General features: G+C 67.6%; 11 protein-coding genes. 6 read left to right on the top strand and 5 right to left on the bottom strand.

Annotation, left to right across the window (positions count from 1 at the left end):
- Positions 1-13 precede the first annotated feature (13 nt).
- Positions 14-640: a type II secretion system protein N gene (gene gspN, locus ASE58_RS05300; protein WP_235515896.1), complete on the top strand. Its 627-nt coding sequence runs from the start codon at positions 14-16 to the stop codon at positions 638-640.
- Positions 641-704: 64 nt separating this feature from the next.
- Positions 705-2,009: an MFS transporter gene (locus tag ASE58_RS05295; protein ID WP_055758697.1), complete on the top strand. Its 1,305-nt coding sequence runs from the start codon at positions 705-707 to the stop codon at positions 2,007-2,009.
- Between the two features lie 32 nt (positions 2,010-2,041).
- Here ASE58_RS05295 and ASE58_RS05290 read toward each other — a convergent pair whose 3' ends face one another.
- A complete protein-coding gene (locus ASE58_RS05290) occupies positions 2,042-2,434 on the bottom strand; it encodes an HIRAN domain-containing protein (protein ID WP_055818525.1) in 393 nt (130 codons plus the stop codon).
- On the bottom strand, positions 2,427-3,017 hold the full coding sequence (locus tag ASE58_RS05285; RefSeq protein ID WP_055818523.1) for an alpha-ketoglutarate-dependent dioxygenase AlkB: 591 nt from the start codon (positions 3,015-3,017) through the stop codon (positions 2,427-2,429). Before ASE58_RS05285 ends, ASE58_RS05290 begins: the two co-directional genes overlap by 8 nt.
- Before the next feature lie 87 nt (positions 3,018-3,104).
- Here ASE58_RS05285 and ASE58_RS05280 point away from each other — a divergent pair, with 87 nt between their 5' ends.
- Positions 3,105-3,560: an NUDIX domain-containing protein gene (locus tag ASE58_RS05280; RefSeq protein ID WP_055758688.1), complete on the top strand. Its 456-nt coding sequence runs from the start codon at positions 3,105-3,107 to the stop codon at positions 3,558-3,560.
- Between the two features lie 284 nt (positions 3,561-3,844).
- Here ASE58_RS05280 and araD1 read toward each other — a convergent pair whose 3' ends face one another.
- Together araD1 and ASE58_RS05270 are read right to left on the bottom strand one after the other, a co-directional pair.
- Positions 3,845-4,831, bottom strand: coding sequence for an AraD1 family protein (gene araD1 / locus ASE58_RS05275; protein WP_055818521.1), 987 nt, complete (start codon positions 4,829-4,831; stop codon positions 3,845-3,847).
- 10 nt (positions 4,832-4,841) lie between these two features.
- A complete protein-coding gene (locus ASE58_RS05270; RefSeq protein WP_055818519.1) occupies positions 4,842-6,161 on the bottom strand; it encodes a sugar MFS transporter in 1,320 nt (439 codons plus the stop codon).
- Positions 6,162-6,382: 221 nt separating this feature from the next.
- Between ASE58_RS05270 and ASE58_RS05265 the strand changes: the two genes are divergently transcribed.
- The 3 genes from ASE58_RS05265 to ASE58_RS05255 all read left to right on the top strand — a co-directional run bounded on the left by ASE58_RS05265 (position 6,383) and on the right by ASE58_RS05255 (position 11,616).
- The gene (locus ASE58_RS05265) at positions 6,383-8,173 is read left to right on the top strand and encodes an IlvD/Edd family dehydratase (protein WP_055818517.1); all 1,791 of its coding nucleotides are present in this window, start codon (positions 6,383-6,385) and stop codon (positions 8,171-8,173) included.
- Positions 8,174-8,443: 270 nt separating this feature from the next.
- Positions 8,444-9,856 carry a DUF4139 domain-containing protein gene (locus tag ASE58_RS05260; RefSeq protein ID WP_055818515.1) on the top strand — a complete coding sequence of 471 codons (1,413 nt, stop codon included), beginning with the start codon at positions 8,444-8,446 and terminating at the stop codon, positions 9,854-9,856.
- Between the two features lie 392 nt (positions 9,857-10,248).
- Positions 10,249-11,616: a DUF4139 domain-containing protein gene (locus tag ASE58_RS05255; protein WP_055818513.1), complete on the top strand. Its 1,368-nt coding sequence runs from the start codon at positions 10,249-10,251 to the stop codon at positions 11,614-11,616.
- Positions 11,617-11,682: 66 nt separating this feature from the next.
- Here ASE58_RS05255 and ASE58_RS05250 read toward each other — a convergent pair whose 3' ends face one another.
- Entirely contained in the window at positions 11,683-15,078 is a 3,396-nt protein-coding gene (locus ASE58_RS05250) for an acyl-[ACP]--phospholipid O-acyltransferase (protein WP_055818511.1), read from the bottom strand.
- Between the last annotated feature and the right edge of the window lie 76 nt (positions 15,079-15,154).

The raw sequence follows: 15,154 nt of genomic DNA, 5'->3' as shown, positions 1-15,154 counted from the left end.
CGCGGTCGCGATCGTGGCCACCCTCCCCGCCAGCCTGATCGCGGGCAATACCGACTGGCGCAGCGGCGTCGGCGGCACGGTGTGGAATGGCGAGGTTGGCATTGCCGGCGGCAGCCGTCTCGAATGGCATTTCGCGCCCTTGCGCAGCCTGACCAGCCTGGGGCTGGCGGTCGACTGGACCGCAACCGGGGCCGATACCGATCTGGGGGGGCAGGCGCTGCTGCGTCCCGGCGGCGTACGGCTCGACCGGGTGAGCGGATCGGCCGACGCCTCGCTGCTGGCCGCGCTGCAACCCAATCTGCCCTTCGCCTGCGATTCGACGTGGCAGGTCGACCTGCCCGTCCTGTCGACCATCGCCGGATCGGCCATGGCCGATGGCCGCATCGCGATCGATCCGGGCAGCTGCGTGACGAAGCCCGGCAACGTCGCCACGCCGACCCCTGCCATGCTGCTGACCGCCGAGCATATCGGCACCCAGACCCGTGTGCGCCTCGTCCCTGCCGATCAGCGGCGCAAGACGCTGATGGATGCGACGATCAACGAGGATGGGTCGCTGCGTTTCGCGCTAACCGGCGACGGCGCCGCGACGCTGCCCTTCACCGGCCTGCCCGCCGGCGCGAGCGTGCAGGGCAGCTTCTAACAAGGTACCGCTACCAGTCGACACGGGGGTTGGCGCGACCGGCGCTACGCGATAGCCCCTTGCCATGAACAGCCATCCAGCCTCCGCTGCGGTCCCCGACCGCGCCGCCCGCCTGAAGGCGATCATCGGTGGGTCCACCGGCAATCTGGTCGAATGGTTCGACTGGTATGTCTATGCGGCCTTCTCGCTCTATTTCGCGCCGCATTTCTTTCCCAGCACCGACCGGACGGCGCAGCTGCTCGGTACCGCGGCCGTGTTCGCGGTCGGGTTCATCATGCGGCCGATCGGCGCGTGGATCATGGGCATCTATGCCGACCGCCACGGGCGCAAGGCGGGGTTGTCGATCTCAGTCACGCTCATGTGCGCCGGATCGCTGATGATCGCGCTGACGCCGGGATTCGAGACGATCGGCATTGCCGCCCCGATCCTGCTGACGGTCGCCCGGCTGATGCAGGGGCTGTCGGTCGGCGGCGAATATGGCGCCAGCGCGACCTATCTGTCGGAAATGGCGGGCAAGGACCGGCGCGGCTTCTTCTCGTCCTTCCAATATGTCACGCTGATTTCGGGACAGCTGCTCGCGATCCTCGTCCTGCTCGTGCTGCAATCGACAATGAGCGAGGGGCAGCTCGACGCATGGGGCTGGCGCATTCCGTTCGCCATCGGCGCGGTGCTGGCGGTGGTCGTGTTCTGGATCCGGCGCGGCCTCGCCGAAAGCCACAGCTTCACCAATGCCAAGGCGGCGGGCGCGCCCAAATCGGGCTTCCTCCAGCTGGTGACCCAGCATCCCAAGGAGACCGCCGTCGTCATGCTGCTGACGGCGGGGGGTACGCTCGCCTTCTACGCTTACTCGATCTACATGCAGAAATTCCTGGTCAACACCTCCGGGTTCAGCCGGGAAGTCGCCAGCCAGATCAACGGCGTCACGCTGTTCGTCTTCATGCTGCTGCAACCCGTCGCCGGCGCGCTCAGCGACCGGATCGGGCGCAAGCCGTTGATGATCGCCTTCGGCCTGGCGGGTGTCCTGTTCACCTATCCGATCTTTTCCACGCTGGAGACGACGCGCGATCCGGTTACCGCCGGGCTGCTGGTGATGGGGGCGCTGGTGATCGTCACCGGCTATACCTCGATCAACGCGGTGGTGAAGGCCGAGCTGTTCCCGGCGCATATCCGCGCGTTGGGCGTGGCGCTGCCCTATGCGCTGGCCAACACCCTGTTCGGCGGCACGGCGGAGGTCGTCGCGCTGAAGTTCAAGGACGCCGGCTTCGAACGCGGTTTCTATTGGTATGTGACCGCGATGATCGCCGTGTCGCTGGTCGTCTACCTGCGGATGCGCGATACGCGGACGCACAGCCAGATCATGGAGGATTGAGGGGGCACGTCCTCCTCGGTTCGCAGCGGACGCTAATCCCAGTCGTCGGGCGGAACGTCGTCCGGCCAGAATTCCGGCTCCGGGTCCGCTGCTGTCGCAACGACCGCCGGTAACCTGGGCACCGCCCCGTCGAACGCCACCCGGATCGCCGCGCCCGTCGGCGTCGCCTGCTGGAACAGCGCCGTGACGGCACGCCCCTGTCGCAGCATCGCGCCGATCCACGCCGCGCGATCGGCAGTTAGATAACCAATCTGCACCCCGCGCGCGCTCACCACCATCACCGCGTTGGGGTCGACCGGATTGCGCGGTTCGGGCACCAGCGCGACCGGCTCGCCCGGCGTGCACAGCAGGATTTCGAACCGGCGATTGCCCCCGCCGCGATTCGGAAAGTCGGCCCCGACCACGTGCAGGCTCAATTCACGCAACGCCGATCTCCCGCCGGAACCGCTCGGTCAGGCTGCGAAAGGTGATCGACCAGCGCGTCGTCGCCATCGGCGCAATGCCATGTTCCCAATCCCACCGCGCATCGCCGGTCAGGTGATAGGCATCGCCCGCCATCAGGTCCTGCGCAAACCGGTCGAACCCGCCCGCGCTCCGCCGCCGGAACCGCAGCGTCGCCGGCGCACCGATCGACAGGCCGACGACATGCTCGAACACCGGCCGGTCGCGGTGCCAGCCGATCCCGGCCCCCGGATCGTAGCGGATCAGCAACCCTTGCACCAACGCGTCGGCCGGTACGCCCGCGACATCCGCCGCCACGTCGCGCACCGACAGCAGCCAGTCGGGCATCGGTTCGGCCCGCCCGACCTGCCCCGCCTCGAAATCATAGTGCCAGCCATAGGAGGTGGTCAGCCTGAGGCCGGTCCACTGCTGGAACCGGAAGGGGGTAAGCGGCGCGGCATCGATCGCCGCCGCCAACGCGGGCAATTGCCCGGTCGGCAGCGCGCCCGGCCGATGGGTCAGTCCGGGCAGGACCGGTTCGGCGGCAAAGAGGTCGAGTTGCGGCATCGATGGAACGCAACATGGGTCGGCGGCGTCTGTCCATCAACCAGCGGCGACGATCACGATCGCCGGTCAAGAAACGGGGACAGCTTCATGCCACAGCATAGCGCGGGCATCCTGCTATATCGTCGCACGCCGAGCCCGGCGGTGCTGCTCATCCATCCCGGCGGCCCCTATTGGGCGCGGCGACAGGTGGGGGCGTGGCAAATCCCCAAGGGCCATATCGAACCCGACGAAGCGGTGGAGGACGCCGCCCGTCGCGAGGTGGCGGAGGAACTGGGCGTCGCGGTCGTCGCCCCGCTCGCGCCCTTGGGCATGGTGCGGCAGGCGGGCGGAAAATCGGTATCGGCCTTCGCCGCCGAACAGGATGTCGACACGCAGGCGATCACCAGCATGACGTTCGAACTGGAATGGCCACCCCGCAGCGGCCGCCGTCGCAGCTTTCCCGAAGTCGACGCCGCGCGCTGGATGCCGGTTGCCGAGGCGCGGACCATGATGCTGAAAAGTCAGCTGCCGCTATTGGACCGGATCGAACCGCTGCTGGGATAGGCCACCGCTGATCCATGCCGTTCGGTTCGAGCAGCTTCGAGCCTGTCGAGAAGCGCCCGTCGAGAATGCCGCAGTTCGGGGCACCCCCTTCTCGACTACGGTTCTCGACAAGCTCGAACCTGCGCTCGAAGCAAACGGGGGTTGAGGCGATGGAGGAAGTTGGCAGCAGGGTCACCTACTCCCTCCGTCATCCCGGCGAAGGCCGGGATCCATGGACACAGGGCGGTCGCCATTCCATCGAGAACGCCCGACACAATGCCCTCCACCGGGATGACGAAAGCGGCCTATAAAACCTTCACCGCCACCGGCGCATCCGCCGCGCGCGTCAACCGGTTCCGGAGCGGCAGGGTAAACGGCGCCGCCGCGATCTCGAACACATCGCCTTCTTCCGTCCGCACCCCGTCCGAAAACGACAGCGTGGCCGTGCCGAAGAAGTGGACATGAATGTCCCCCGGCCGTCGGAACAGCGGATATTTGAAATGATGATGTTCGAGGTTGGACAGGCTGTGCGACATGTTCGCCTCGCCCGACAGGAACGCTTTTTCCCAGATCGTCTCGCCACCGCGCACGATCCGGCTCGTCCCCTCGACATGCTCGGGCGCCGCGCCGACCAGCAATTCGGGGCCGAGCGACGCCTGGCGCAGCTTGCTGTGCGCCAGCCACAGATAATTGTGCCGCTCAGTCACATGGTCGGAGAATTCGTTGGCGAGCGCCAGGCCGATGCGGTGCGGCGTACCGTCGGGACCGATCAGGTAGATGCCGGCCAGCTCCGGCTCCTCGCCGCCGTCCTCAGCGAAATGCGGCATGGCGAAGTCGCCACCGGGTGCCACCAGCTGCGTGCCGTCGCCCTTGAAGAACCATTCGGGCTGCTGCCCGACCTGGCCCGCCGCCGGCTTGCCGCCCTCGACGCCCTCCAGGAACATCCGCATCGAATCAGTCTGGGTCGCGGCTTCGGCGGCGGCACGGTGCATCTTGTCGCGCCCCTCGGCCGAACCGAGATGGGTGAGCCCGGTGCCGGTCAGGATGACATGCGCCGCATCGTCATGGTCGATCGGCGATCCGATCGCCCCGGCATCGAGCAGCGCGGCGATATCGACCGCCTCCCCCTGCCCCGCCGCCGCGACCGCATCGGCGATGCTGTGGCCGGCCTCGATAGCGCGTTGGGCCAGCGCCCGCACGCTCTCGACACCGGGGACGATATGCGCGCCCGTATCGGTCGCGGCGATGACGGCGCGCGACGGGGCCACGCGCTGCAACAGACGGAGGGTCATCGAGGATTCCTTATGCAAAGACGTCGGGGTCGGCGGGGGTATCGGCGATCGGGTTCGTCACCTTCGATCCCCACAGCGCGTAGAAGAGGATGTAGAGTTCGCACGCGGCGGTCAGCAGGAACGACCATTGCAGCCCGTATTTATCGGCCAGCCAGCCCTGCACCACCACCAGCGCGCCGCCGGCGATCGCCATGATGAGCAGCCCCGACCCTTCCTCGGTCAGCGGACCCAGACCCTTGATGCCCAGCGTAAAGATCGTCGGGAACATGATCGAATGGAACAGCCCGACCAGGATCAGCGACCACATCGCCGCCGGCCCGTGCAGGAACGTCGCGCCCAGCATCACGACGAATGCGCCGATCGAAAAGAACGCCAGTACCTTGGCCGCGTCGACCTTCTGCATCACGACGCTGCCGACGAAGCGGCCGATCATCATGCCGCCCCACAGGAATGTCAGGTAGCGCCCGGCCAGTTCGTTGGTCACGTTGGCGATGTCGGGCTGGCTGACGAAGTTCACGAACAGGTTGGCGACACCGATCTCGGCGATCAGGTAGATGAAGATCGCGGGCACCCCGAACACCAGGTTGCGGTGGTTCCACAGCGAATGCTTCTTGCGCTCTTCCTTGGCGACACGGCTGGTCGCCGATCCCATGGCGGGCAGCGGAAAGCGCGCGATGACGACCGCCAGCACGACCAGCACGATCGCGACCAGCACATAAGGCAGGATCACCGACTGCGCATCGGCCAGCCGTTCGGCCTGCGTCAGTACCGTGCCCGCCTGCGACGTGCCGCCCTTCGACCGGCCGAGGATCAGATAGGCGCCGAACAGCGGGGCCAGCATCGTGCCCGCCGAGTTCATCGCCTGCACCAGATTGAGCCGCGACGACGCGGTATCCGACGGCCCGATGACGGCGACATAGGGATTGGCCGCGACCTGCAGCAGCGTGATGCCGCTGGCGATGACGAACAGCATGAGCAGCGTCACGCCATAGGACGGCAGGCTGGCGGCCAGCACCATGCCTAGCGCACCCGCCGCCATCACCAGCAACCCGATGACCAGCGACTTCTGATACCCGATCCGCTCGATCAGCTTGGCCGAGGGGATCGACGCGACGAAATAGGCGATGAACCACACGCTCTCGATCAGCGTCGTCTGGGTATAGTTCAGGTCGAACACGCTGCGCAGATGCGGCAGCAGCGTGTTGTTGATGACGGTAATGAACCCCCACATGAAGAACAGGCTGGCCAGCAACGTCAGCGCGGGCGCGTAGCTGGCTCCGGCGGGGGCGGGCGTGCCCCCAACGGAGCGCGCGGAAATCGGGGCCGGCATCCTGGTCTTCTCCCTATTTGGTGGCATGGCGGGACGGTTTGTTCCGTCGCATCGCTTGCCCAATTCGATTTTGTCTGACTATATATGCCCACGCACGGCGTCAACGGCGCTTGGGGGATGCGGACGGGGGTGAAGGTTCGGGACACCGAATCGCACCACGGCGCGCGTCTCACCTGTCCTGAGCCGCCGTGCCCACACCCTCTTGGTGAACCGGAACTTCGATGACCGACATGCCTTCGCTGCGCAGCCGCGCATGGTTCGACAATCCCGACAATATCGACATGACGGCATTGTATATCGAACGGTATCTGAACTTCGGGCTTTCCCAGGAAGAGCTGCAGTCGGGCAAGCCGATCATCGGCATCGCCCAGACCGGCTCCGACCTGTCGCCCTGCAACCGCCACCACCTCGTCCTCGCCGAACGGCTGCGCGAGGGCATCCGCGAAGCGGGCGGCATCGTGCTGGAATTTCCAGTCCACCCGATCCAGGAAACCGGCAAGCGCCCGACCGCCGGGCTCGACCGCAACCTGGCCTATCTGGGTCTCGTCGAGGTGCTGTACGGCTATCCGCTCGACGGCGTGGTGCTGACGATCGGCTGTGACAAGACGACCCCGGCCTGCCTGATGGCCGCCGCGACCGTGAACATCCCCGCCATCGCGCTGTCGGTCGGCCCGATGCTGAACGGCTGGCACAAGGGCGAGCGCACCGGATCGGGCACGATCGTGTGGAAGGCGCGCCAGATGCTGGCCGCCGGAGAGATCGACAACAAGGAATTCATCCGCCTCGTGTCGTCGTCGGCCCCCTCGACCGGCTATTGCAACACCATGGGCACGGCGACGACGATGAACTCGCTGGCCGAGGCGCTGGGCATGCAGTTGCCCGGTTCGGCTGCGATCCCCGCGCCCTATCGCGATCGGCAGGAGATCGCGTACCGCACGGGACTGCGCATCGTCGACATGGTGCGCGAGGACCTGAAGCCGTCGCAGATTCTGACCAAGGACGCTTTCCACAACGCGATCAAGGTCAATTCGGCGATCGGCGGGTCGACCAACGCGCCGATCCACCTTGCCGCGATCGCCCGCCATATCGGCGTCGACCTGCCGATCGAGGATTGGCAGGAACAGGGGCACAAGGTCCCGTTGCTGGTGAACCTGCAACCCGCCGGCGAATATCTGGGCGAGGATTATTATCGCGCGGGCGGCGTGCCCGCCGTCGTCAAGGAACTGATGGGCCAGGGCCTGATCGCCGAAGACGCGCTGACCGTGAACGGCAAGTCGATCGGCGAAAACTGCCGCGACGCGGTGATCGAGGATGAAAAGGTCATCCGCCCGTTCGACCAGCCGCTGAAGACCGACGCCGGCTTCATCGTGCTGAAGGGCAATCTGTTCGACGCGGCGGTGATGAAGACCAGCGTCATCGGCCCCGAATTCCGCGAACGCTATCTGTCCAACCCGAACGATCCCGAAGCGTTCGAGGGGCCGGCGGTCGTGTTCGACGGGCCGGAGGATTACCACCACCGCATCGACGATCCGGCGCTCGGCATCACGCCCGAAACGCTCATGTTCATGCGCGGTGCCGGGCCGATCGGCTATCCGGGCGCGGCCGAGGTCGTGAACATGCGCCCGCCGGCGTACCTCATCACCGAAGGCATCAGCGCGCTGCCCTGCATCGGCGATGGCCGCCAGTCGGGCACATCGGGCAGCCCGTCGATCCTGAACGCATCACCCGAAGCGGCGGCGGGCGGTGGCCTCGCGCTGCTGCGCACCGGCGACCGCGTGCGCATCGACCTGGGCAAGGGCCGCGCCGACGTGCTGCTGTCCGACGAGGAACTGGCCGAACGTCGCCGGGAACTGGAAGCGGCCGGGGGCTATCAGTACCCCGCATCGCAGACCCCATGGCAGGCGATCCAGCGCTCGGTCGTCGGTCAGATGTCGACCGGTGCGATCCTCGAAGGCTCCGAAGCGTTCCAGCAGATCGCGCAGACGCAGGGGCTGCCGCGCGACAATCACTAATCTGAACCGTCCGTCCCGACACCTCCGTTCGTGCTGAGTAGAGACTGAGCGAAGTCGAAGGCTCGTATCGAAGCACCCGCCACGGTCCTTCGATACGCCGCTTCGACAGGCTCAGCGGCACCTCAGGACGAACGGAGGGGGCACCCCCTTTCCTCACTCATCCTGTTTGCTTCGAACCAAACGGTAAGGGCGAAGGGTGGCAAGCCAACCCCGCCTTGCCAACGTAACATCCCCCCGCCACACTCCCCCGAAACAACCGGGGGATGCGCGATGAAACCGAACTGGCTGCTGCTGGCGAGCCTCCTCGTGCCCCTGCCGGCACTGGCACAGGACGCCACCACCCCGCCTGCCATCGCCCCCTCCGCGCAAGGCGACGTGTCCGTTACCATCTACAACGGCGACGTCGCGCTGGTGCAGGACATCCGCCCGCTCGACCTGCGCTCTGGCCCCGTTCGGCAGGATTTCCCCGACGTCAGCGCGCAGATCCGCCCCGAAACCGTCTCGCTCGCCGTGCCCGATGCGCGGATCGTCGAGCAGAATTTCGACTTCGACCTGCTATCCCCCTCCAGCCTGATGGAAAAGGCGGTGGGGGAGACCATCACCCTGCTGCGCACCAACCCGGCGACCGGCGCGGAAACGCGCGAACGGGCCAGGGTGCTGGCGGTGAACGGCGGCGTGGTCCTCCAGATCGGCGACCGGATCGAGGTGCTGCGCGACGACGGCCTGCCGGTCCGCGCGATCTTTGACAAGGTGCCGCCGTCGCTGCGCGCCCGCCCCACCCTGTCGGTCACGCTCGACAGCGCCCGCAGCGGCACCCGCCCGGCGACGCTCTCCTATCTCAGCCGGGGCCTGGGCTGGAAAGCCGATTATGTCGCGCTGCTCGACCGCAAGAGCGGCACGATCGACGTACAGGGCTGGGTCACGCTCACCAACACCACCGGCACGACCTTCACCAACGCCCGCACGCTGCTGGTCGCCGGGGAAGTCGGGTCGAGCGACGACGAGGACGCGTACCCGCCCCGCCCCCCGCGCCGCCGGCCGCTCCAGCAATCCGGCACCGAAACCGCGAACCGCGAACAGCTGGGCGATTTTTACCTTTATCCGCTGCCCGAACGCACCACGATCGCGGACAAGCAGACCAAGCAGGTCAGCTTCCTCGACGTGAAGGGCACGCCCGCGACCAGCGGCTACCGCTTCGTCAACAACTGGCTCGGCACAACCGAACAGCCGGTGAGCGCGCAGAGCATCGTCCGCTTCAGCAACGCGGCAAAGGGGGGCCTGGGCGACGCGCTCCCCGCCGGCACGATCCGCGTCTATATGCGCGACGCGCGCGGCCAGCCGCAATTCACCGGCGAGGCGGCAATCGACCACACCCCGCAAGGATCGAAAATCGCGCTGGCCACCGGCGACGCGTTCGACGTAAAGGTCCGCGCGATCGTCGAAAGCCGGACCCGGATCAACGCCAATCGCTGGCAGACGAAGATGCGCTACACCCTCACCAACGCGATGCCGGGCGCAGTGACGGTCGAACTGGCGCAGGGCGGTCTCGACTGGAGCGACACCCGCATCATCGACCAGAGCCGCCCAAGCGAGCGCGTCGATGCGGGGCAGGCGGTGTGGCAGGTGCCGGTCCCGGCCAACGGATCGGCCACCGTCACCGCGACGTTCGACACGCGCTACTGATGCGTGGCAAGCGCCGGTTTCAGGGAGCGGGCGGCTCACCCGATGTACGATTTTATCCCGGCGGTGATGAGTCGCGCGCCTGTTCGCCCAATCCGTGCCCCCGCGCAGGCGGGGGTCCAGGGCCAGATGCGCCAACGTCAGTTTTTAACAACTGTGGCCCCCCGCCTGCGCGAGGACACGGAATATACGAGCCGGCTCCGTGGCTCATCGCCCTCTCCCTGCTGACAGCCACCACGCCGCTTGCTGCACAGGGCGGCATCGCCATCCGTACCCCGACCCCCGATGTACGATCCGGTGAGATCAAAGACTCCGTCGCCACCGTCACCTCCCCCGCGCCCACCACCATCGCCGTCACCCTGTACCGCGCGCCCTATCGCTCCGCCCGCGAGGCGATGAACCTGCGCAATCTCCAGGGCTATGCGCTGGTCACCGAAACCCGCCGCGTCACGCTGCCGCGCGGCCGATCGGTGCTGCGCTTCGAAGGGGTCGCGGGCGGCATCATCCCGGTCAGCGCGGTGGTCGACGGCCTGCCCGGCGGCACCGTCGAGAAAAATCGCGACGCCCGCGTCCTGTCGCCTGCCGCGCTGGTCGACGGCACGCTTGGCAACCGCGTGACGCTGCGCCGCACCGACCGCGCGAGCGGCGTGGTGCGCGAAGAGCAGGCGACGATCCTGTCCGGCCCGACCGGCGGCGTAGTCGTACGGACGCCGAACGGCGTGGAGGCGCTGGGCTGTGCCGGCCTCGCCGACAGCCTGAAATACGCCCGCATCCCCGCGAACCTTGCCGCGAAACCGGTGCTGAGCGTCACCACCGACAGCCCGGCGCGCCGCACCGTGACCGTGCGGCTGTCCTATCTCGCCACCGGTTTCGACTGGTCGGCCAGCTATGTCGGGACGCTCAACGGCGACCGGCTGGACCTGTTCGCTTGGACCACGCTGGCCAACAGCAATGCGGAGGGATTTGCCGATGCCGAGGTACAGGTCGTTGCCGGCCGCCTGAACCGCGAACGCGTCGATCAGATCCGGGCGGCGGCGACCGGGCTGCAACTGCGCTGCTATCCGCTCGGCACCACCACATCCGACCTGCGCAGCGAGCAGTTCGAAATGGCGGAAGAGATCGTCGTCACCGCTTCGCGCATGGGCATCCCGCCACCCCCSCCCCCGCCGATGGCAGGCCCCCCGGCACCCCCCGCCCCGATGGCGCCCCCCGCCCCCGAAAATCTGGGTGACGTGAAACTCTACCGCCTCCCCGGCCGCACGACCGTCACGGCCAAGGGCCAGAAGCAGGTCGCGCTGCTGCGGCAGGACGGCGTCGCCTATACCCGCATCTATCGCCGGCGCATTCCCATCGCCCAGCCGATCGACGGCGGCGCGCTCGACATCGCGCTACGGGTAAAGAACGAGAAGGCCGATGGCCTCGGCATTCCCCTGCCCGCCGGCACCACCGCGCTCTACGCACCGCGCGGCGACACCACGCTGCTGGTCGGCACCGGCACGATGACCGACCGGGCGGAGGGCGAAACGCTGCTGATCGGCGCGGGCAGCAGCCGACAGGTGCTGGTGACCCAGACTCCGCTTCCCGGTCAGGCCGCGCGGCTGACCGTCACCAACGCCCGCCCCCTGCCCGTCGCGGTCGAACTGCCGATCGGCTATCCCGGTGCCAAGGTGGAGGGACCGGGACTGGAACGGATCGACGGCATCCCGACCTGGCGGGTGACGGTGGCACCGGGTGACACCGCGACACTCGACTATCGGTTCTGACGACCGCCCTTATCCCCGCCGTCACCCCGGACTTGATCCGGGGTGACGAGAAGGAGGGGGCAAATCCTACCCTGCCGCCATCGCCCCCATCGTCACATAATCCAGCTTGCCCGTACCCAGCACCGGCAGCGCATCGACCACCCGCACATCGCGCGGCAGCGCCAGTTCGGACACGCCGTTCGCCCGGCCCCACGCCGACAGCTCCCCTGCCGCCGCCCCGGCCTGCGTGGTGAACAGCACCAGCTGCTCGCCCTTGCGCGCATCCGGCCGCGTGACGACGGCATGGTCGGCCCCCGGCCACAGCTTCGCCGCATAGCCCTCGACCGCCGGCAGCGACACCATCTCGCCGCCGATCTTGGCAAAGCGCTTGGCCCGGCCGCGGATCGTCACGAAGCCGCTGTCGTCGATCGTCACGATATCGCCGGTATCGTGCCAGCCCTCTTCGGGCGGCTGCACCACGCCGGGCGCATCGACCTTCAGATAGCCGGCCATGACGTTCGGCCCCCGGATCGCCAGCCTTGCGCCCTCCTCGATCCCCGGCACGCTTTCCAGCCGCGCCTCGATCCCCGGCAGCAGCCGCCCGACGCTGCCGGCACGGAAGTGCATCGGCGTGTTGACCGCGATCACCGGTGCCGCCTCGGTCGCGCCATAGCCCTCGAGGATGCGTAGCCCAAACTTCTCGGCATAGACCGCCCGCGTCTCCGGCCGCACCCGCTCCGCCCCGGCAAAGATGTAGCGCAGCGCGTAGAAGTCATAGCCATGCGCCATCCGCGCATAGCCCGACAGGAAGGTATCGGTCCCGAACAGGATCGTCGCATTGGCGTCATAGGCCAGCGCCGGCACGATCCGGTAATGCAAGGGGCTGGGATACAGCACCGTCTTCACCCCCGACAGGATCGGCAGCAACGTACCCCCGGTCAGGCCGAAGCTGTGGAACACCGGCAACGCGTTCAGCACCACGTCGGCGCGGTTGAAATCGATCCGCGACGACAGTTGCAGGCAATTGCTCAGCAGGTTGCGATGGGTCAGCACCACGCCCTTCGGCACCCCCTCAGACCCGCTGGTGAACAGGATGACGGCGGGCGCATCCGCCGCCACCCGCTGTCGCCGATGCAAGCGCCCGGCCATGCGCGAGCGGACCAGGGCCATGACCTTTGCCCCGGCCCCAATCGTCTCCCGAATATCTTCCAGATAGCGGACGGCGATCCCCTCCCCCGCCAGCCCCGCGACGACCTCGCCCAGCTTCGCCTGTTCCACGAACGCCCGCGCCGTCACGATCGTGCGGATCTGCGCCGCCGTGCACGCCGCGCGCAGATTGGCGAGGCCGGCGGTATAGTTCAGCATCGCGGGCACGCGGCCCGTCGCCTGCAACGCAAAGAACGTCACGACCACGCCGTTGACGTTGGGCAGCAGCACGCCGACCGCCTCGCCCTGCGTCGTGCCGACCGCCAGCGGAGCGGCAAGCGCCTGCGTCCCCGTGACCAGCCGGTCATAGGTCAGGGCAACACGCTGCACATCCTCGACCACGCCCATGCCCGCCCCGTGCAGGTGCCGCGCATCGATCAGCGCGTCGTACAGCGTCCGATCGGTGTCCGACGTGGCGAAGATCATCTCGCTCATCACGTCGTACAGCCGCCGCCCGGCAATCGCCCGCCGCTCGCGCGCGCTCAACCCCTCGGGCAACCCAAACCGGCGCGGCGGCAGCACGGTCAGTTCGATCTTCGGGAACCAGTGCAGCCGTGCCTTTCCCTTCAGGCGCGAGAAACGGCTATATTGCGCGCCGTCGATCCTGACCGGCACGATCGGCGCATCGGCACGGTCGGCGACCATGCCGGGGCCGTCGAAAATCTTCATCAGCGCGCCGGTGACGGTGATCCGCCCTTCGGGGAAGATCACCAGCGTCCGCCCCTCGCGCACCGCCTTCACCATCGCCTTGGCCGACATCGGATTGGTCGGATCGACCGGGAAGGCGTCGAACAGCTTCAGCAGCGGCTGCATCCACCATGCCCGCGCGAACCGGCTATGGATCGCAAAGGTCGGCTTGCCCGGCAGGAACGCGGCCAGCAGCAGCCCATCGAGGAACGAGACATGGTTGACGACGACCACCGCCCGCGCGCCCGGTGCCGGCATGTTTTCCGCCCCCGCCACCTCGACGCGGTAGGCGAGGCGCAGCGCCATCCGCACAACGGCCTTGAACACCGTCTCGGGCAGCAGCCAGCACGAGATCAGCGCGATCGACAGCGTGGCGAACCCCAACGCGCCGAAGATGCCCGCGACACTGCTCCCGCCCGCCAGCATCGCCGTCACCACCGCGACCATCAGCACCGTGACGATCGCGTTGATGACATTGTTCGCCGCGATGATCTGCGACCGCTTTTCGGGCGCGCTCCACGTCTGGAGGATGGCGTAGAGCGGCACGACGAACACCCCGCCCGACAGCGCGATGCCCGCCAGGTCGATCAGCATGTGCCAGCTGCCCGGCGTCGCGAGGAACGCGGCGATGTCCGCCCCCGCTGTCTGCACCACGAACCGCCCGCTGGTCAGCCACAGGTCGATCAGGAACACCGACAGCCCGATCGCGGCGACCGGCACGTAACGCGCCGACACCTCGCCCTTCAGCAGCCGGTTGACCAGCAGCGACCCCGCCGCAACCGACAGGCTGAACACCGCAAGGAACAGCGTCACCACCTCCGGCGCAGCGTTGAGCGTGCCCGCCACCAGCGGCGCGAACTCCGACAGCACCACCGCCCCGACCGAAAAGAACCAGCTGATCCCGAGGATTGCCAGCCACACCCCGCGCCCGCCATGCGCGGCGCGCAGAATCGCGGCGGTGCTGCGGAACGGGTTCAGGTCGATCCGCATGTCCGGTGCCGCCGATGGCGCGCTCGGCACCGCCAGCGCCGCGAGGAACCCCAGCACCGCAAAGCCGAACGCGGCAACGCCCGCTTCCCAGGGCGAGATGATCCCGCCCAGCAACTGCCCCGTCAGGATCGCGACGAACGTCCCCGCCTCGACCAGCCCGGTCCCGCCCATCAGCTCGTGGGGGCGGAGATGCTGCGGCAGGATCGAGTATTTGACCGGGCCGAACACGGTCGAATGCACGCCCATCAGGAACAGGCAGGTCAGCAGCACCGGCACCGATTCGAACCAGAACCCGGCCAGCGCCAGCGCCATGATGGCGATCTCCGCGCCCTTCACCGCGCGGATCAGCCACGCCTTGTTCCACGCATCGGCCATCTGCCCGGCGAGCCCTGAAAACAGGAAATAGGGCAGGATGAACAGCCCGGTGGAAATGGTCGCCAGCGTCGCCGCCTTCGCCGGATCGGCGCGGTACAGCGTGAAATTGGCGAGGAAGAGCAGCGCGAACTTCAGCAGATTGTCGTTCATCGCCGTCAGGAATTGCACCGTGAAGAGCGGTGCGTAGCGACGCCGGGCCAGCAACGAGAAATCAGGTGCGGACATGCATTCCCCTCGATCGGGTTCGAACCCGGTCCGGACGCGGACATGCCATAACCGCCATTCGCACCGTCCGCGTCAA

Origin of the sequence: Sphingomonas sp. Leaf9 (genome assembly GCF_001421355.1) — a bacterium.
Lineage (GTDB): Bacteria > Pseudomonadota > Alphaproteobacteria > Sphingomonadales > Sphingomonadaceae > Sphingomonas.
This window is presented reverse-complemented; position numbering and strand designations above follow the sequence as displayed.

What these genes read in the sequence shown, in the direction of transcription:
- ASE58_RS05295 (WP_055758697.1), top strand. Translation starts at nt 705, where the DNA reads ATGAACAGCCATCCAGCCTCCGCTGCGGTCCCCGACCGCGCCGCCCGC.
- ASE58_RS05285 (WP_055818523.1), bottom strand. Translation starts at nt 3,017, where the DNA reads ATGCCGCAACTCGACCTCTTTGCCGCCGAACCGGTCCTGCCCGGACTG.
- ASE58_RS05280 (WP_055758688.1), top strand. Translation starts at nt 3,105, where the DNA reads ATGCCACAGCATAGCGCGGGCATCCTGCTATATCGTCGCACGCCGAGC.
- araD1 (WP_055818521.1), bottom strand. Translation starts at nt 4,831, where the DNA reads ATGACCCTCCGTCTGTTGCAGCGCGTGGCCCCGTCGCGCGCCGTCATC.
- ASE58_RS05270 (WP_055818519.1), bottom strand. Translation starts at nt 6,161, where the DNA reads ATGCCGGCCCCGATTTCCGCGCGCTCCGTTGGGGGCACGCCCGCCCCC.
- ASE58_RS05265 (WP_055818517.1), top strand. Translation starts at nt 6,383, where the DNA reads ATGACCGACATGCCTTCGCTGCGCAGCCGCGCATGGTTCGACAATCCC.
- ASE58_RS05260 (WP_055818515.1), top strand. Translation starts at nt 8,444, where the DNA reads ATGAAACCGAACTGGCTGCTGCTGGCGAGCCTCCTCGTGCCCCTGCCG.
- ASE58_RS05250 (WP_055818511.1), bottom strand. Translation starts at nt 15,078, where the DNA reads ATGTCCGCACCTGATTTCTCGTTGCTGGCCCGGCGTCGCTACGCACCG.